General features: G+C 36.8%; 19 protein-coding genes. 6 read left to right on the top strand and 13 right to left on the bottom strand.

What is annotated here, in order from left to right:
* Positions 1-453: ABC transporter permease (locus RLO81_RS03445; RefSeq protein WP_350107270.1), on the top strand; the 453-nt coding region annotated here is incomplete at its 5' end.
* Positions 454-586: 133 nt separating this feature from the next.
* Here the strand turns inward: RLO81_RS03445 and RLO81_RS03440 are convergent.
* From RLO81_RS03440 to RLO81_RS03425, 4 genes are read right to left on the bottom strand one after another with little or no spacing between them, the layout of a single operon-like run.
* The gene (locus tag RLO81_RS03440) at positions 587-913 is read right to left on the bottom strand and encodes a nucleotide pyrophosphohydrolase (RefSeq protein ID WP_350107268.1); all 327 of its coding nucleotides are present in this window, start codon (positions 911-913) and stop codon (positions 587-589) included.
* On the bottom strand, positions 913-1,365 hold the full coding sequence (gene dtd, locus RLO81_RS03435; RefSeq protein WP_350107265.1) for a D-aminoacyl-tRNA deacylase: 453 nt from the start codon (positions 1,363-1,365) through the stop codon (positions 913-915). Before dtd ends, RLO81_RS03440 begins: the two co-directional genes overlap by 1 nt.
* A gap of 34 nt (positions 1,366-1,399) precedes the next feature.
* The gene (locus RLO81_RS03430) at positions 1,400-1,807 is read right to left on the bottom strand and encodes a YkvA family protein (protein ID WP_350107262.1); all 408 of its coding nucleotides are present in this window, start codon (positions 1,805-1,807) and stop codon (positions 1,400-1,402) included.
* A 9-nt stretch (positions 1,808-1,816) separates the two neighbouring features.
* A complete protein-coding gene (locus RLO81_RS03425) occupies positions 1,817-2,338 on the bottom strand; it encodes a DUF7935 family protein (protein ID WP_205722243.1) in 522 nt (173 codons plus the stop codon).
* A gap of 85 nt (positions 2,339-2,423) precedes the next feature.
* On the opposite strand from RLO81_RS03425, the gene RLO81_RS03420 reads away from it, so the two are divergent.
* Positions 2,424-2,732 carry a HesB/IscA family protein gene (locus tag RLO81_RS03420; RefSeq protein WP_350107259.1) on the top strand — a complete coding sequence of 103 codons (309 nt, stop codon included), beginning with the start codon at positions 2,424-2,426 and terminating at the stop codon, positions 2,730-2,732.
* Positions 2,733-2,798: 66 nt separating this feature from the next.
* Here the strand turns inward: RLO81_RS03420 and folB are convergent, their stop codons facing one another.
* Genes folB through RLO81_RS03405 form a run of 3 tightly spaced genes read right to left on the bottom strand, consistent with a single transcriptional unit; the run spans position 2,799 to position 4,846 of the window.
* Complete coding sequence (gene folB / locus RLO81_RS03415; RefSeq protein WP_350107257.1) at positions 2,799-3,152, bottom strand: dihydroneopterin aldolase; 354 nt, start codon at positions 3,150-3,152, stop codon at positions 2,799-2,801.
* Positions 3,152-3,904, bottom strand: coding sequence for a DivIVA domain-containing protein (locus RLO81_RS03410; protein WP_350107254.1), 753 nt, complete (start codon positions 3,902-3,904; stop codon positions 3,152-3,154). Before RLO81_RS03410 ends, folB begins: the two co-directional genes overlap by 1 nt.
* Positions 3,905-3,931: 27 nt before the next feature.
* Positions 3,932-4,846 (bottom strand): WD40 repeat domain-containing protein, encoded by a 915-nt coding sequence (locus tag RLO81_RS03405; RefSeq protein ID WP_350107252.1) that lies wholly within the window; start codon positions 4,844-4,846, stop codon positions 3,932-3,934.
* 62 nt (positions 4,847-4,908) lie between these two features.
* Here RLO81_RS03405 and RLO81_RS03400 point away from each other — a divergent pair, with 62 nt between their 5' ends.
* Complete coding sequence (locus RLO81_RS03400) at positions 4,909-5,547, top strand: 4'-phosphopantetheinyl transferase family protein (RefSeq protein WP_350107249.1); 639 nt, start codon at positions 4,909-4,911, stop codon at positions 5,545-5,547.
* Entirely contained in the window at positions 5,547-6,107 is a 561-nt protein-coding gene (locus RLO81_RS03395) for a redoxin domain-containing protein (RefSeq protein WP_350107246.1), read from the top strand. Before RLO81_RS03400 ends, RLO81_RS03395 begins: the two co-directional genes overlap by 1 nt.
* 1 nt (position 6,108) lies before the next feature.
* On the opposite strand, the gene RLO81_RS03390 is transcribed toward RLO81_RS03395, so the two are convergent.
* The 5 genes from RLO81_RS03390 to RLO81_RS03370 form a co-directional block, all read right to left on the bottom strand.
* Positions 6,109-6,966 carry a transglutaminase-like domain-containing protein gene (locus RLO81_RS03390; RefSeq protein ID WP_350107243.1) on the bottom strand — a complete coding sequence of 286 codons (858 nt, stop codon included), beginning with the start codon at positions 6,964-6,966 and terminating at the stop codon, positions 6,109-6,111.
* Positions 6,967-7,008: 42 nt separating this feature from the next.
* Positions 7,009-7,242, bottom strand: a complete 234-nt coding sequence (locus RLO81_RS03385) for a four helix bundle protein (RefSeq protein WP_350107240.1) — start codon at positions 7,240-7,242, stop codon at positions 7,009-7,011.
* A 160-nt stretch (positions 7,243-7,402) separates the two neighbouring features.
* Positions 7,403-9,028: an acyl-CoA carboxylase subunit beta gene (locus RLO81_RS03380; protein WP_350107237.1), complete on the bottom strand. Its 1,626-nt coding sequence runs from the start codon at positions 9,026-9,028 to the stop codon at positions 7,403-7,405.
* A 162-nt stretch (positions 9,029-9,190) separates the two neighbouring features.
* Entirely contained in the window at positions 9,191-10,150 is a 960-nt protein-coding gene (locus tag RLO81_RS03375; protein ID WP_350107234.1) for an MlaD family protein, read from the bottom strand.
* A 4-nt stretch (positions 10,151-10,154) separates the two neighbouring features.
* Positions 10,155-11,036, bottom strand: coding sequence for an N-acetylmuramoyl-L-alanine amidase family protein (locus tag RLO81_RS03370; RefSeq protein WP_350107232.1), 882 nt, complete (start codon positions 11,034-11,036; stop codon positions 10,155-10,157).
* 4 nt (positions 11,037-11,040) lie between these two features.
* Here RLO81_RS03370 and RLO81_RS03365 point away from each other — a divergent pair, with 4 nt between their 5' ends.
* On the top strand, positions 11,041-13,761 hold the full coding sequence (locus RLO81_RS03365; protein ID WP_350107229.1) for a putative LPS assembly protein LptD: 2,721 nt from the start codon (positions 11,041-11,043) through the stop codon (positions 13,759-13,761).
* A 4-nt stretch (positions 13,762-13,765) separates the two neighbouring features.
* Here RLO81_RS03365 and lysS read toward each other — a convergent pair whose 3' ends face one another.
* A complete protein-coding gene (gene lysS / locus RLO81_RS03360) occupies positions 13,766-15,493 on the bottom strand; it encodes a lysine--tRNA ligase (RefSeq protein WP_350107227.1) in 1,728 nt (575 codons plus the stop codon).
* Between the two features lie 227 nt (positions 15,494-15,720).
* Here lysS and RLO81_RS03355 point away from each other — a divergent pair.
* On the top strand, positions 15,721-16,157 hold a 437-nt coding region (locus RLO81_RS03355), incomplete at its 3' end, for a hypothetical protein (RefSeq protein ID WP_350107224.1).

Below are 16,157 nucleotides of genomic sequence, written 5' to 3'. Positions count from 1 at the left end.
CCATTAAAGTTGGAAGCTAAATTTTTCTCAGATGAGCTTGATGAAGCTTTTGATATCTACACCAATGTGGTCAAAATATTCTTCTTTCTTGGTTTCTTAGCTATCACCATATCATGCCTCGGGCTGTTGAGTATGGTGGTTTTTACCACTCAAAATAGAGTGAAAGAAGTAGGAATAAGAAAAGTGATGGGTGCTCCAGTAATGAACATTACCTATTTACTGACAAAAGATTACTTTAAGTTGATGATTATAGGGGCGCTGATTTCGATTCCGATATCATACTTTCTTTTTTCTGTGATGATTGCCCAGCAAAATGCCTATTCAACCGGTATTGGTGTTTTACCAGTAATAATAAGCCTGGCTATTTTATTAGTTCTTGGTTCTGCAACAGTTATGTCAGAAACATGGAGAGCAGCAACGGCTAATCCAACAGACACCTTGAGGTATGAGTAATTAATAACTTATAGTCATTTCGTAAAGTAGCAGAGCGAATTGGAGAAATCTTTGCCACCAAAACAGGGGGCGACTCATACTACATGGCAAAGATTCCTTCGTTGCACTACGGAATGACCAGATGGAAGAGAACCTAACTCAGTTTATCATTATTCTTATGACGGTCCACATCGCGGGCCGTTTTCTTTTCAAAGTTCTTTTCTAATGCTTTTGTAAGATCTACACCCGTTTGATTGGCCAAACAGATTAATACCCAAAGTACATCGGCCATTTCATCGCCCAAATCTTTATTCTTATCAGATTCTTTTTCTGATTGCTCCCCATACCTGCGCGACATAATTCGGGCAAGCTCACCTACCTCTTCGGTTAAAATGGTCATATTCGTTAGTTCATTGAAATATCGAACCCCAATGGTTTTAATCCATTCATCTACCTTTTGCTGAGCTTCTTCGATTGTCATTATTGCTTGTTTTTAGTATCAATAATAATAGTTACTGGTCCATCATTCACTAAACTAACTTTCATATCTGCACCAAACTCACCGGTATTAATTTCCTTTGAAACATCCTTCTCCAATGTTTGTATGAATTTTTCATACAATGGAATGGCAATATCAGGTTTGGCTGCTTTTAAGTAACTAGGCCTATTACCCTTTTTGGTGCTGGCGTGTAAGGTAAACTGACTAATGAGTAAAACATTACCATCTACATCTATTACACTTTTATTCATTACCCCTTCTTCATCATCAAAGATCCTAAGGTTTGCCACCTTCTTGCTCAACCAATCAATATCTTCTTGATTATCAGCATCTTCGATGCCCAATAAAATCATCAACCCTTGACTGATGGATCCTTTAATTTCATTATTAATTTGTACTGATGCTTCAGATACTCGTTGAATAACTGCGATCATGATTAAATATAATTTTGATTTTGAATGGCAATAATTAACCTTCTTGCAGGCTGTTTTCCCACTCTAAGAACCTATCAATTTCTTCTTGAAGTTTATTATAGACCCAAAGTACAACTGTAAAGTCATCGATCAGTCCGGTGATAGGAATAAAATCCGGAACCAAATCAAGTGGAGTAACAAAGTAGACAATGGCCGCCACAATTAGGATGATATTCTGTACCTGAATATCTCTGTATTCTCCTTTTCTATAAGCTTTTACCATTCGAATGAGCGTACGAAGACGGTTGGCAAGCTTTGATGTAGTTACAGCAGAAACATCTATTTCTGACAACTTCTCTTTCGATACATTAAAAAGCTGTTTCATACGCTCGTTGTTAGTCAGTAGTTTACCTGCTTTCTTTCGCGCATTCTCAAAAAATTTATTTCCTTCTACATTCTTCATACTACACGTTTAAAAAGTCTCCCAAATCTCACGTTTCACCGAAAGTAACGCATGCTGTATAGGATCTGGTTCCTTCTGCATGGTTTTCTCAAAAATCTGCTTCGATAAATCTACTCCAGTAGCTTTCTCATCCAAATTGGATACCGCCTCATTGATAGTAACAATCAGGTCTTCTTTTGCTGATTTCACCAGCTCCCAGGCATCTTCACTCATATACAACTGCTGCGAAACATTGTGATTGTATTCTTCTCTTATTTCATTGAGTAATATCTGCTGAAACTCACGAGCTGTATAATTGCCATTGTTAAGTCTCACTATTAGGTTATTCGGACTAATCCGTTCTAAAAACAAGCATACACGCTCATAAGCATGTAATCTGTTGGGCATTACAGTTTCAATACTTTTACCTCTTACCTCCAACCTTTTTTTATCTAACTCTGCATTAATAAATGATTTAACGATCAAATACATGGCATATAATACCAACCCCGCAGGAATAATGATTTTACCGAACTCAATTAGTGCTTCCATATGTTTAGCTTAACGAATAACGTATTTTTGTGTTAAGAAGGTGAATTTAACAAAGTACAAGAGAATATTATAACTCAGTGATAAAATGCAAGCAATAACTCCAGTAACCATTACCAATAAAGCCGCTGAAGAGATAAAAAACATCATGGAAAATAAGAACATTCCAGAAGGTTACCTCTTAAGAATTGGCATAAAAGGTTCTGGCGGTTGTGCAGGTTTTGAATACATGCTGGGCTTCGATAAAAAGAAGGATACTGACCTGGAGTATAACGTGGCGGGTGTACCTGTGCTGGTTGAAAAGAAACATACTATGTATCTGCTCGATTTAGAAGTTGATTTTCATGAAGGTGCAGATGCACGAGGTTTTACTTTTGTGAAGAAGCAGCCAGCTTAAGTTTAACGCTAGTATTTCAACCTAACAAATCTTTTAAAGCTTAGTAAAGGTAGCCGTAGCAAACAGCTAATTTTTTAAAGTAAGAGATACAGTTGCTCTTTTGCACTCGCCATTAATAGGTGGATTAAATTTAGAAAGACTCACCTCCACTTCTTTTACGCCATCTTCCACTAATATTCGCTTACCGATATTATTTACAACATGCTCCAATAACTTAGACGTGTTGGCCATTTCTTCTTTGGCGATGGCATACAGTTTTTCGTAATCTACCGTCTGTGTTAAATCATCATTTTCGGCTGCATCATTAAAATCGGTGTCTACAGTAATATTAAGTTCAAAATGATTGCCTTTCTCTCTTTCAACCTCATGATAGCCGTGATAGGAATAGAAAGCCAGGCCTTCGAGCGTTATCTTACCCATTACTCAAAATCGTCAAAGAATGAGTTATCTGAACTATTGGAAGAAGGTGCTTCCACCGGCTTTGATTCCTCCTTCTTTTCCTTATTTTCTGGCTCAGGCAAATCAACCTTCAGTTCCTTAGGTACAGGAGGCTCTGTGTTTTCCAATTTTGTATCAAAATCCAGGGTAAGCTTCTTATTAACTGATTTGCTGTCTCTTTTCACTTTCATTAACTCCTCATCAATATCAATTTGCTTGAGTTGTGCCTTTACCCGATTAGCCTTCTCAATAGCCTCGGTAGCAAACGTTTTTATATCTGAAAGAAGGTCTTCCTTCACATTTTCCAGGTTTCTATAAATTTGGGCCATTGTACGGAGCCTGTCTTCCATGTCATCCACCGCGTTTTTCGACTTCACCTCTGCCTCTTCCAGCATATCTTTGGCTTTCGATTTTGCCTCATTCATTAGCGCCTCGGCTTTCATTTCCGTTTCCTTCATATGAAGTTGAGCAGCTTTAGTGGCCTGATCTATCATGCTGGCGCCTGTGTCTTCAGCTGTTTTCAAAGTTTTAAAGAGCGAATTCTCTACCTCGCGTAATTTCTCAACTTCCTTTTCTGATGACTCAAGCTTAATTTTCAGCTCTTTATTTTCGTCCTGCATTTTCTCCCATTCGGTTGAGAGTGTTGCTAAAAACGCCATAACTTCATCTTTATCGAGGCCTCTAAATGCCTTTTCAAACGTCTTTTGGCGAATTTCTAATGGCGTAATTTTCATGTTTCTATATTGCTATCCAACTATAATCTATAACTCCAAATTCCAAATCGATATTGTCCGATCGTCACTGGCACTTACCAACAAATCGTTATGACTTGTCCAAAGCAGTTTATTTACTGACGTACCATGGCCGGCATGCCTTGCTTTATCAATAACCTTCAGTAGCTTAAATCGTTCCGCATCCCATACTTTTATCGATTTATCCATGCTACAAGTTACAAAATGTTTCCCATCTGGGCTAAATGCAATATTATTTATAGCATACATGTGCGCAACGATATCTTCCAACAACATATAGCCTGCATTTACATCCCAAATTTTCAAGTGGGCGTCTCTTCCTGCACTCAGCAGCAGTTTGTTATCAGGACTGTATTTTAGGGTAAAAACACTGTTATCATGCGCTGTATCGAGGGTGTATTTTTCTGAGTGACTTTCTAAATCGAAGATCTTAATGGCGTTATCACTAGTGCCAACGGCTATTTCTTGTCTTTCTTTGTTTATTGATATAGTTCTTACACTTTTTTCTGCAACAGAAATCTTATCGATCAACTTTAAAGGTGTTAAGGAAAGTACATAAAGCGTTCCATCGCCTCCTCCAACATATAGCTTATTTTGATATGATTTTATATCAAATATGGCTGATTCTAAGAATTTAAGTGATGCTCGTTCTGCCTTTCCATCTAGATCTATAAAATGTACACCTTCGTAATTATGCCCTATAGCCAGCACATTGGCCTTTTCCAAATAATGTAATCCATAAATAGAATTGGGTAATTTGGCGATGAGTTTTCCATTATCTGGTTCTGCAAGATTCCATTGTACCACCATTCCATCGCCAGCGGCAGAAAAGAAAATATTATTGGAAGAGAAGCCTTCTAAGGTGTATACTGCATCATTATGGCCTTTATAAGAATCTAATTTATTGACCACAACCTTACTCATAACCTGATTTTGACTAATTTGGTAATTTTAAGCAAATAAGCACGATCTGAGCTACTATACCAATGCCTCTAGTAAAAATCGAAGAAATTACTCCATCCAGACACCTTGTGATATGGCATATTCGTGAAACTGAAAGTGAGCTGCTTCATTTGGTGGATAATAGCAATGATCTGCAACAAAAGCTTTTAAAAGTAAAAATTGAAGCGAAGAAGTTAGAATTATTGGCGGCAAGAGCTAGTTTACAGGCCCTGGCTAAATACCTCGCTTTTCCTTTTAATGGTTTAGGTAAGAATGAACATGGAAAGCCATTTATTATTGGTTTAAATAGTGAAATATCTATTACTCATTCTTATCCTTATGTAGCAGTAATTTATGATGCCAAGGTTGATGTAGGTATAGACTTAGAACAACCCAAAGAGAAGCTGTTAAAAATAGCGCATAAGTTTCTCTCTAAGAGTGAGTTGAAAGATGCTGATGGCGATATTATAAAACTTTGTATTCTATGGAGTGCAAAGGAAGCCATGTATAAAATCTACTCCAAAAGAGGCTTAATTTTTAATGAGCATATGAGTATTGAGCCTTTTAACTTACAGAAGGATGGCACGATTACTGGAAACATTCGTGTGAATGAGTACAAAAAAAAGGTTAAATTACAATATAGGGTAACACCTGAATATGTTCTTGTTTTTAACCTAAACTGATGATGAAATACATTTTAAGCATATTAATTCTATTTTCCAGTCAGGCATTTGCGCAAACTATAACCGATTTTACTGCTCTAAATGTACAGGATGGGAAAGCATTATCTTTAAAAAATCTATCCTCAAAAAGTGGTGTAGCCATAATATTCACAAGTAATGTATGTCCTTACTCCGTTTATTATGAAGGTAGAATTACTCAACTAGTTTCAGATTATGGAGATCAAATTCATTTTGTGTTGGTAAACAGCATGACTGATGACAAAGAAACCGCTGAACAAATGAAAAATAAGATTAAAACCTGGGGTTTATCTGTTCCTTATTTGGCAGATAAAGATGGCGCTATAAGTAAACAGTTTGGTGCGCGCAAAAGTCCAGAGGTATTTTTACTTAAGCCAGTAGCGGGCGCATTTAAAGTATTTTATAAAGGCGCAATTGACAATAATCCGCAGGTAGCCAATGATGTAAAAGATCAATATTTGAAGAAGAATATTGAGAATTTATTAGCTGGAAAATCTGCCGTAGCTAATTCTACAAGGCCCATTGGTTGTATGATCAGGTAGCTTAAATTAAATCGCTTACATCTCCTCCCGCTATCGCCTGTAGCAATAATTTGACTTCTTCGGTTTTAGAGTGCTCACCAATTTTTTCAAATGAATTCATGAGGTTTCTCAATGAACGCCTCACAATATCTACATTATCACATGGCTGGAAGAAGTTTTCCTGAGGATTCATCCGTAATTCAGCAATATAATTATCAATGTCATCTCTTGAAAATATCAACCCACGATTGAAAACGTTGATATAAAATTGATGATGCTGTTCGTCTTTATAAGTTAGAATAAACAAGTTGGGTAGATTCACGCCATAGACTGGCATTTTCAATCGCTGTGCCACCAACATATAAATGGCACACAGGCTTATTGGGTTGCCTTTCTTGGAATCTAGCACCACGTTAATCATTGAGTTGCCTGGAGAGTGAAAATTCTTGGTATTCGCCCCAAACTTCAATTTATTGAATAAAACACTGTTCAACAGTTTCACCTGATCTATCGGGTGGGCATCGGGTTTAAACTCCAACCAGGCTTCATAATAAATTTGCTCTAAATCCTGTTTTAACTTCACAAACTCAAGGTCTGGGTACTGGTATGTAGCTATAAGCCAAAGGCCTTTTAGTAAATCTTCAGAATCCGTTTCATACCATTCTGTAAGCCTTTCTTGCAGCAATTCAAACTGAAGCACATGAATTAAATCTTCAATCCTTCTTTGAACAGAAGGGTTTAAATTACTTTCCCATTCGGTTTCTAAGTAAGGAATTATTTCTTGCCCTAATGATTTGATTTTATCCTCTACATGATTAATTATCTGAGAGTCTTCATCATCAAGTAATGATACCAGTGCTTTAAATTCGCTATCCTTCATGTTCAATTTAGATTGAATGAATTTTGAATGATTGAATTTGTCTCATTTCGTATTTTTCCTAGCTTTTGATAGAATTGATAAAGCTTCCGAAACTTCACCCTTGTAGTTGCTCACATCGAAATTAATCATTTTAGCTTCTTCTAATATTTCTATCCAATACTCAACTTCGTCTGCCTCTTCAACAGTTATACTCAATTTAGCAAAAAATTCTGCTTTTGACCTAGCTCTGCATGTAGCCCTGTAATTTGCACCTACAGATAATGCGGACCTGACCAACTATCTAAGCACAATTCTTGGTTCATCATTTTTAGTAGTTCTTCTCGAAATTGATATTGCTCCTAAACCAATTTGTTTAGTTTTTACTTTCATCATTTCAATGAATTCAGACTTGCTAATTTCCACAGTGTTATTATTTATAATATCATTCAATCATTACTTATGTTTGAATTACTCCAACATTAAACTTCTCCACCGGAGCATGATCTGCCACCTCTATACCCATTGAAATTACTTTTCTTGTTTCCCTGGGATCAATAATTCCATCTACCCACAATCTTGAGGCAGCGTAATATGGACTTAGCTCCTCATTGTATTTATCAGTAATTTCCTTCAAAAGCTTTTCTTCCGCTTCAGGAGTAATTTCTTCTCCCTTTGCCTTAAGAGTTGCTACCTTTATCTGAAGCAGAGTTTTAGCTGCCGAAGCCCCGCTCATTACTGCTATTTGTGCTGTTGGCCATGCGTAAATTAATCGTGGGTCATACGCTTTTCCGCACATGGCATAATTACCGGCACCATACGAATTTCCCATCATGATAGTAAATTTCGGAACAGTAGAGTTCGCCATGGCATTTACCATTTTGGCTCCATCTTTAATAATGCCCCCATGCTCTGCTTTGCTTCCCACCATAAAACCACTTACGTCTTGCAAAAATACCAATGGAATTTTTCGCTGATTGCAATTCATAATAAAGCGTGCTGCTTTATCTGCAGAATCTGAATAAATTACGCCACCCATCTGCATTTCGCCTTTTTTGCTCTTTACCACTTTTCGCTGGTTTGCCACAATGCCTACAGCCCAACCATCGATTCTACCATAGCCACAGACAATGGTTTTTCCATAAAGAGCCTTGTACTCATCAAATTCTGATTTATCAACCAGCCTTTTTATTACATCTTTTACATCGTATGGTTTTACTCTGTCTTGAGGAATAATACCTAATAATCCATCTATACTTTCAGATGGTTCCTCAGATTTGGCTCTATCAAAACCAGCTTTTTCATATGCTCCGATTTTGTTAAAAATTGATCTTATATAATCAAGACAAGCCTCATCGTTATCGAACTTGTTATCCGTTACTCCTGAAATTTCGCAATGAGTTGAAGCACCACCCAGTGTCTCATTATCAATACTCTCACCAATGGCTGATTTAACCAGGTATGAACCTGCCAAGAATATTGAACCAGTTTTATCCACAATCATCGCTTCATCAGACATGATTGGTAGATAAGCACCACCAGCCACACAGCTACCCATTACAGCTGCAATTTGTACAATACCCAAAGCAGACATTTTTGCGTTATTTCTGAACTGCCTTCCAAAATGCTCTTTATCTGGAAATATTTCATTTTGCATCGGCAAAAACACACCAGCACTATCCACAAGGTAGATAATAGGAAGCCTGTTTTCCATGGCTACTTCCTGCGCACGTAAATTCTTTTTAGCTGTGATAGGAAACCATGCCCCTGCCTTTACAGTAGCATCGTTGGCAACAATTACACATTGTCTGCCCTGAACATATCCAATACCCGTTACAACACCTCCGGACGGACAACCACCCACTTCTTGATACATACCTTCTCCTGCGAAAAGGCCAATTTCAAGAAATTCCGAATCTTTATCAGTCAAGTATTCGATCCTTTCTCTGGCCGTTAGTTTTCCCTTTTCATGCTGAGAAGCTATTTTCTTTTCACCACCACCAAGTTTGGTTTTGTCTGATTTAGTTTTTAACTGATAAATGAGTTGCTTAAGGTTATCCTCATTCTTGTTGAATTCTATATCCATAAGTAGATTATAATTCTTTAAAATAATAGCTTACAAACGTTTGTAAGTTCACTGCCACAATTTTAAAGATTATAAGAGGAATAATTAAGTAAAAGGGATAATTAAGCTACACTGAATGGTGCAGTGACTTGTATAGTTAACGAATATAGCGTTTGGCTGGAATTAATTTCCTTTTCTTGCTTCTTTCCTTCGCTCCTTCTCAATTTTCTCCTTGCTTTTTCCTAATGGCGAGAAAAAATGTTTGGGGTTGGTATCAATATGTATTAATAGTTTGTCCAGACTTTGCACTGCACTATTCAGATTTAGATAGAGTGAGTCATCATTAATAAGTTTACCTAGTGTGCCTTCATTTTTAGAAAAATGCTCTATCGCAGAACTCAAATCTGCAAGTGCCTGATTTGCTCTGGCTACAGTAGTTTGAAGCTCCATTTGCTTAAGCGAGTCAGAGAAAGCCGTAAAATTTCTAATTGCTGGTTTTGTGCTTTTAAGTGTAGTATTCAATTCCTTACCTACCTGGTCGTAAGTAGCCATCATTTCTATGGCATTTTTTCTAAGCTCATAAATGGAAGCATTTAGAATTCTTGGACTTTTTGCCAATTCTTCCATCATTTCATTTACTCTCTCCCCGTTACCTTGTAGATTATCCAATATAGCATTAATTTTCTTGATAGTTGCCTCTAGGTTATTAGCTACGGGCTGGGCACTCTCAGCCAAAATATCTGCAATTCCTTTGTCAAGTTGAGATTGTAATGTGTCTCCACTTTGTAATGGAACACCTATATTTCCACCTCTTAATGATATGGATTTGTTACCCAAAAAATCGCTATTCAAAACAGCTATAGTAGAATCGCCAATAACGATCTCGCCACGAATATCCATTTCTACGAGTACTTTATCATTGTCTTTTTGTAATAGTGTGATTTTACTTACCCGACCAACAGTAAAACCATTGATCATAATGGGGTTAGAGACATTCAAACCATCGATATTTGCATAAATGGCATAGTATTTATCATTGGAAGAAAAGAAGTCCTGCCCTTTCAAATAATTAAAACCCAGGTATAAAATACTAATACCTGCAACCATAAAAACGCCTACCTTAAATTCTTTGGATATTTTCACTTTGCTAGTTTAAGGATTCTATTTCATTTTTATAGTCTCGGAAAGCACGAAATATTCCTGAAGCTATATTACCCTGAACTGATTCACTATTTAATTCCTGCTCTTCTTTTGGGTTAGTAAGATAACCTATTTCTACTAATACACTTGGCATGGCTGTTCGCCAGAGTACCCAGAAACCAGCCTGCTTTACTCCGCGGCTATGCCTGCCCGCTCTTTTGCCAAATTGTTCTTCTATTTTACTCGCTAAGTATAAGCTATTTTCTATATATGCACTTTGGCTTAGTGAAAACAAAATTTGTGATTCTGGCGAGTTAGGGTCAAACCCCTCATATTTTTCTTCGTAGCCGTCCTCATAAAGTATAACACTATTCTCTCTTTTGGCAACCTCAAAATTTCCTTGGGTTTTGTGTGCACCCATCACATAGGTTTCTGTACCATAAATGGTGTTTTTTGATACTGCATTTGCATGAATTGAAATGAACACATCGGCATTATTTTTATTGGCAATATTAGCTCGTTGTTCTAATTCAATAAACTTATCGGCATCTCTTGTATAAATTACATTAACATCTGGCAAATATTCTTTAATGTAACCCCCAACCTTCAGAGACACTTCTAACGCAATATCTTTTTCTTCACTAAATTGACCATGAGTACCTGGATCATGACCGCCATGCCCTGCATCAATAACAACAGTTTTGATTTTAAAGTCAGACTTTCTGAGAGAGGTTGATGAAGTTAGCAAGGTTATTGCTAAGAGAACGGCTACAATGGCAATATTCTTCACATTCTTTCGCTTCTTCAGTGTTATTACAATAACTTTACACAAAATTGTAAAATTTTCATTAAATCCGAAAAGTAGGCCATACAAATTGAATTGTTTCATTCCCGTGAAGTTTTGCCTTCTCTTTTTATATTTTATTTTTTGCACATTTTCGGGTTTAAGTCAAAATCCTGAAAATGAACTTACTATTAAACCGGGAGATTTAAACGAAATCCCGGTAAATAATGACTCCTTATTAAATAACGATTCTACTGTTTTAGCCATAGATTCGTTATCTGCAACAACCCCTGCAGACTCTGCCGCTCAAACCCCTCCAAAAGGAGATATAGAAACAACAATCAAATATTCAGCCAAAGATTCAATTAATTTCTCTGTAGACTCTAAAATCGTTCAATTATATGGCGATGCAAAAATTAAATATGGCTCCATAGAATTAGAAGCTGAATATATTACCATAGACTACAATAATAATACGTTATCTGCTAAAGGGGAAGTAGACTCAACGGGTACGAAAAAAGGTTTTCCTATATTTAAAAATGGAAGTGAGGTGTATGAAACCAAGGACATCACCTATAATTTTAAAACGGGTAGGGCAAGAATATCTGAAGTTGTTACTCAACAAGGAGAAGGTTATTTACATGGAGAAACCGTTTATAAAAATGCTGAAAACGAACTTTTTAGTATAGACAACTCTTATACCACATGCAACTTAGCTCATCCGCACTTCAGAATAAGAGCTAAAAGAACCAAAGCTATACCAGATGATAAGATAGTTTCTGGCCCAGCAAATTTAGAAATTAATGATGTACCTACACCTTTATGGTTGCCATTTGGGATGTTTCCAGCAAAAAATGAAGCGTCATCAGGTGTTATCATACCTTCCTATGGCGAAGAAAGTAGAAGAGGTTTTTTTATTAGGGGTGGTGGGTATTTCTTTGATGTAAGCGACTATTTCAAGGCTACCCTGACAGGTGATTTATATTCCAAAGGTGGCCACGGCATAAACTATAACTCTGTTTACAAGAAGCGCTATTCGTTTAATGGAAATCTCAATTTTGCCTACACAAAAATCCGCCTGAGTGATCGTATAGAAGACGAATCTAATCAAAATGATTTTAGGCTCACCTGGTCGCATAATCCGGAAAGTAAAGGTAATAGCCGATTTAGTGCCAGTGTAAATGCAGCAACTTCTACCTACAACCAAAATAACTTTATAGGTGTAAATGGCGATGCAAATAGCAATCGTTTTGACAACGTAACACGGCAGTTAAGCTCTAATGTGGCTTATTCAAAGACCTTTGGCAACAGCCCGTTCACACTGGGTATAAGCGCCAGGCACAATCAGGATATTCAGACCAGGGAAGTTGATTTGCAGCTGCCCTCACTCACATTAAATATGGGTAACGTTTATCCTTTGGCCAGTGAAACAGGCACAGGCCCAGGCTGGATGGAAAAGCTGAACTTGCGCTATACTATGGCTGGTACAAATCAAATAACAAACAATGTTGGTCGTATTGGGGCTGATGATGCCCAAGATAGTATCGCTCCTTTCGATTTTGACAACCTGGGTACCTTCTTTAAAAATGCTAAAAATGGTGTAAGACATACTATTCCTTTAAGCACATCTTTTAAAATGTTGAAACACTTAACAGCGAGCCCGTCTTTAAACTATGAGGAAACCTGGTATTTCGAAAGCTTGATATGGGATTTAGACACGGCCAATCAAAATCGTGCAGTGGTAGTAGACACGTTAAACGGATTTAACAGAATTTCAACCTATAGTGTAGGAACAAGTTTCAATACTAGACTCTACGGAACCTACTTCTTTAAAAAAGGAAATATTGAGGCCATCAGGCATGTGATGAACCCTAATATATCATTTAACTATACCCCAGATTTCAGCGATGACAGGTACGGCTATTTCCAGCGTTTAGAAACTGAAAATGGTGATGAACTACTTCAATCCAGATATCAGGGCTTTGTATACGGTAGCCCTCGTGAAGGTGAAAATGCATCTGTTGGCTTTTCAGTAAACAATACTCTTGAAATGAAAGTGAAGGCTAAATCTGATTCAGCCGAAGTTACCTCGAAAAAGGTTCCTCTCTTAAATAATTTTGGGTTTAGCACCAGTTATAATCTTGTTGCCGAAGAATTCCAATTAGCAAACATTGGTATCAGAGCCAACACATCGATATTTAACAATAAATTTAATATAAACTTCAACGGAACTATTGACCCTTATGTATACATTTTGGATAGTATCAATTTCGATGCAAGGGGACGTAAGAATGTTTTCCAACGCAGGATAGACAGGTATGCATGGAATAATGGCGATGGCTTAGGTCAGTTAACGCAGGCAACTATTGCGATAAGTACTAATTTAAACCCTAAGGCAAGAAATAAAGAAAATACCACTAATAATGCCATTCAGAATTCGGATTTAAATCAAGAAGATAAAGACTTTCTTTTGGATAACCCTGATGCGTATGTTGACTTTAATATTCCGTGGAGCTTGAGGCTAAACTACAGTTTAAGTTTTAGCCAAAGAGGATTTGAAGACTCCAACACTACACAATCACTTCGTTTTTCAGGTGATTTCTCACTAACAGAAAAGTGGAAACTAACTTTTAACTCTGGTTATGATTTTGAAAATAAAGACTTCACAACTACAAGGCTTGGAATTACAAGGGACTTACACTGTTGGCAAATGGATTTCAACTGGACACCATTTGGCAGATTCCAAAGCTATAGTTTCTCAATCCACGTGAAATCTTCTTTATTACAAGACCTGAAAATAGATAGAAACAGAAGTTTCTTTGATCGTTAAATCATTACTTCTGCCATCCTTTTACCTCATCAATGGTTGGGTTTTCAATCTCCAATTTCATCTTCTTACGCATTCCACAGATATCATTAAAAAGCTTATTTGGGTTTGCTTCTCTTATCTGTTTAGTAGCTGTAATCTCCATTTTATGAATAATGGGCAACAAATCTTCTCTAATTCCTAACTTTTTAAAATCCTCATCTGTCGCTTTTACTGGCTTCCTCTCCGGTTTCATCTGAGGAAAAAATAGTACATCCTGAATGGAATTGGAGTTAGTCATTATCATACTTAATCGATCTATTCCTACTCCTAATCCTGCAGTTGGAGGCATTCCATATTCAAGAGCTCGTAAGAAATCTTCGTCCAAAGTCATAGCTTCTTCATCTCCTCGTTTACCAAGCTCCAATTGCTCCTGAAAGCGCTGTCTTTGATCTATAGGATCATTTAATTCAGAGAATGAGTTACATATTTCTTTTCCATTAGCTATTGCTTCAAATCTCTCCACCAAACCTTCTTTGGTTCTATGCTTTTTGGCTAATGGAGACATTTCCACTGGATAATCAGTAATAAAAGTTGGTTGAATAAGCTGGCCTTCACATTTCTCCCCAAAAATTTCATCAATTAACTTACCCTTACCCATAGTTTCATCAACCGGTACTTTCAGCTCTTTTGCTGTTTTACGTAGCTCTTCTTCATTCATCTCAGAAATATCTATTCCAGTGAAATGCTCGATGGCTTCAAACATGGTAAACCTTTTCCAAGGCCTCTTAAAGTCAATTACATTCTTACCTACTTGAACTTCCGTAGTGCCATGAATGTCAAGTGCCACTTTCTCAATCATCTCTTCAACCAAATCCATCATCCAGTTATAATCTTTATAAGCGACATATAACTCAACCTGAGTAAACTCCGGATTATGGAATCTTGACATTCCTTCGTTTCTGAAGTCTTTTGAAAATTCGTATACACCATCAAACCCACCTACGATTAACCTTTTAAGATAAAGCTCATTGGCAATTCTCAGATATAATGTCATATCCAAGCTATTATGATGCGTTTTAAACGGCTTGGCCGCTGCACCTCCGTAAAGTGGCTGTAATATGGGAGTTTCTACTTCCAGATAGCCTTTTTCATTTAAATACTCGCGCATTGAATTAACCAACCTGGTTCGCTTAATGAAGGTATCTTTTATATGATCATTTACTATTAGATCGACATATCGTTGTCTGTATCTTAACTCAGGATCTGCAAAAGCATCGTGCTTTACAATGTTGCCTTGCTCATCTTCCGTTTCTTTAACAATTGGTAATGGTCGTAAAGATTTAGACAGAACCTTTAAAGAAGTAACATGAATAGAAATTTCCCCTGTTTGAGTAGTGAACACATAGCCTTTAATGCCAATAATATCACCTATATCGAGCAGTTTTTTAAATACAGTATTATAAAGTGTTTTATCCTCGTCCGGGCAAATATCATCTCTTCGTATATAAATCTGAATTCGATCAGTTGAATCCTGGATTTCAGCAAATGAAGCCGAACCCATAATTCTACGACTCATTATTCTACCAGCAATTGAGATATTTTTGTAGTCGATCTTTCTACGTTCGTAATTTTCGAGAATTTCTTTCGCAGAAACATTCACCTCATAAGGCTCTGAAGGATATGGATTAATACCTAATTCTTCCATTTTTTCCTTAGCTTCTCTTCTTACCTTTTCCTGTTCACTCAGTTGCATAATGAATCATTAATTAATTTGAAGGCGCAAAGATATATAATATCACGTTTTATTCATTTTCTATTATTAATTCATCTTCTAAATAATCGTTCAAATTATGATGTAATGTTTTGGGTTACTTTCTACAGTTTAGGTGTATTAACTTTACTTATTTCAACCCATTATTATCATTTAGCTACCAAATAATTGTATTTTTGCACTGATTGCATTACGTAAGTTTTAGAACTATGAAAACGACTGGCTTTATAAATAAATTTATTATCTGGACCCTCCTTTTGAGTACTTTCTCTATTGGAGCGAAAAGCAACTGTTTACCTGAAGTAAGTGCTACCTTCAATGCATCTAGTTTGAGCGTTACGGCCAGCTCAACAAAAGACCTATCAAATGTTGTTTTAAAGTTTTGTGATGAATCAACTCAGAAGTTTGATGACTTGAGTGGTAAAACCAAGAGTTTCCAGGGAACAGGTGATAATGCAAACAAAGAAATAATTGGTATTTGGATAAAGTCCGGTTGTAATTCAAGTGGTGATGGGCCAGGGTATGGCGAATTTGTAGCAAATGTAAGTTGGAATGGCTCGTGCTTTGCTAATTTGACGGAACCTGTTAGACCGGTTCTTGAATGTGTAGATCATAATGCAAATGGCACCTTTACCGCACATTTTGG

The sequence above is a fragment of the Fulvivirga sp. genome (assembly GCF_040220315.1).
Lineage (GTDB): Bacteria > Bacteroidota > Bacteroidia > Cytophagales > Cyclobacteriaceae > Fulvivirga.
The sequence above is the reverse complement of the archived record's forward strand: the minus strand, read 5'-3'. Positions and strand labels throughout refer to the sequence as shown.

Bases quoted from the DNA above. Each gene is read 5' to 3' on its own strand.
- RLO81_RS03430 (WP_350107262.1), bottom strand. From the start codon at position 1,807: ATGAAGAATGTAGAAGGAAATAAATTTTTTGAGAATGCGCGAAAGAAA.
- RLO81_RS03410 (WP_350107254.1), bottom strand. From the start codon at position 3,904: ATGAAAATTACGCCATTAGAAATTCGCCAAAAGACGTTTGAAAAGGCA.
- RLO81_RS03440 (WP_350107268.1), bottom strand. From the start codon at position 913: ATGACAATCGAAGAAGCTCAGCAAAAGGTAGATGAATGGATTAAAACC.
- RLO81_RS03390 (WP_350107243.1), bottom strand. From the start codon at position 6,966: ATGAAGGATAGCGAATTTAAAGCACTGGTATCATTACTTGATGATGAA.
- dtd (WP_350107265.1), bottom strand. From the start codon at position 1,365: ATGATCGCAGTTATTCAACGAGTATCTGAAGCATCAGTACAAATTAAT.
- lysS (WP_350107227.1), bottom strand. From the start codon at position 15,493: ATGCAACTGAGTGAACAGGAAAAGGTAAGAAGAGAAGCTAAGGAAAAA.
- RLO81_RS03400 (WP_350107249.1), top strand. From the start codon at position 4,909: ATGCCTCTAGTAAAAATCGAAGAAATTACTCCATCCAGACACCTTGTG.
- RLO81_RS03420 (WP_350107259.1), top strand. From the start codon at position 2,424: ATGCAAGCAATAACTCCAGTAACCATTACCAATAAAGCCGCTGAAGAG.
- folB (WP_350107257.1), bottom strand. From the start codon at position 3,152: ATGGGTAAGATAACGCTCGAAGGCCTGGCTTTCTATTCCTATCACGGC.
- RLO81_RS03425 (WP_205722243.1), bottom strand. From the start codon at position 2,338: ATGGAAGCACTAATTGAGTTCGGTAAAATCATTATTCCTGCGGGGTTG.
- RLO81_RS03370 (WP_350107232.1), bottom strand. From the start codon at position 11,036: ATGAAACAATTCAATTTGTATGGCCTACTTTTCGGATTTAATGAAAAT.
- RLO81_RS03405 (WP_350107252.1), bottom strand. From the start codon at position 4,846: ATGAGTAAGGTTGTGGTCAATAAATTAGATTCTTATAAAGGCCATAAT.
- RLO81_RS03380 (WP_350107237.1), bottom strand. From the start codon at position 9,028: ATGGATATAGAATTCAACAAGAATGAGGATAACCTTAAGCAACTCATT.
- RLO81_RS03395 (WP_350107246.1), top strand. From the start codon at position 5,547: ATGATGAAATACATTTTAAGCATATTAATTCTATTTTCCAGTCAGGCA.